Below are 1,265 nucleotides of genomic sequence, written 5' to 3'. Positions count from 1 at the left end.
ATGGTGTTGGGTTATTAGACCTTTCGACAAACCCATCATACAGAGGCGCTCCTTTTTTGACAAAGGCCAAATCTTAGGCCCTACAGGAATGTTTAGCTTAATTACAGTCAATTTAAAAATTGGGAATAAATTCATCTTTTATACTCAGCAATCCAGCACCGTAAATCACTTCAATTTCGTGTTCTTTACCCTTACTGTCCTCTATCACGAAAGTAAACCGATTTTTATAACGGACTGACATGTCGGAATTAAAAAAATTCTTATAATTGCGTATTATGTCATCAGCAACCCAATCTGGAACATCAACATCGTCGGGGTTTAAAAACCCAGCCAATTCGGTTGTGTTCCCCTCATCAATAAGGTCTAAATATTTAACAACCAGTTTCTCAGCATAAGGAAAATACTGTATATAAGGGTTGTGATAGACAATACCTCCATCTTCTTGATAACGAATGACTAACGAATTCTCTTCATGATTTCCCTTAAAATTCTTATCCACCAAAACGAATTCATACTGACCACCTTCAGGATACATTGCAGGTCCATCATTATTGATTTGTACTGATAGGGATTTCAGGTCAAAATTTGCATCGAAGCCTTCAATTATTGTATTTACTCCTTCAATATCTAGTCGAGAACGGGCAGACTTATTAAGTAATCTTAATAATTTATCTGAATCTTTTTCCTTAATAAGTTCTAGGAGCTCCTGGGCATCTTTTATCGCTTTCATTTCATCAGTGTCTGTATTCTCTTGGCTCGACGGGGAGTTTTCCTCTTTTGGTACTATGTTTTGTTCTGTTCCTGATGACGTCACTGTATTCATTTTTCCCTCAGTGTCACCATGGTTACTTGATACCATGTCAACAGTTCTTTGATTCGTACAGGCAGATAAGGTCAACATCAACAAAGCCCCGACGAAGACCACCCGAGATGAATTCGTCAATTATACCACTCCCTACATCCCTAAATTTTCTAAAGTTTCAACTAATGATGGATTCTGAGTTTCTCCATTTCAGAATACTCGCCCTTCTTTGACAAATAAACCTAAAAACTAAGACGCTAAAAATATACCGAATGTTACGTTAATCTGCCAGTTACTTTAATAAAAAGAGCAGGCTATCGTAGCTAGCGCCTGCTCAACAATGTGTTTTATTCAACTATCGTTTCCGTTAGCATTCCTGTAGAGCGTTAAATTTCCGCTTTGCAAAAAAACGAGCGCCTCGGTACGATGGAAGTACGCAACGGGTCATAGCCCTTAAAATTCC

General features: G+C 38.0%; 1 protein-coding gene. It reads right to left on the bottom strand.

All coding sequences use genetic code 11. The annotated features are described in order from the left end of the window. Nucleotides 1-112 precede the first annotated feature (112 nt). Complete coding sequence (locus ASG81_RS03785) at nt 113-943, bottom strand: hypothetical protein (protein ID WP_056629380.1); 831 nt, start codon at nt 941-943, stop codon at nt 113-115. Between the last annotated feature and the right edge of the window lie 322 nt (nt 944-1,265).

The sequence above is a fragment of the Paenibacillus sp. Soil522 genome (assembly GCF_001428245.1).
Classification (GTDB): Bacteria; Bacillota; Bacilli; order Paenibacillales; family Paenibacillaceae; genus Pristimantibacillus.
Note: the sequence above shows the minus strand (reverse complement) of the source record. Positions and strands in the feature narration are given on the sequence as shown.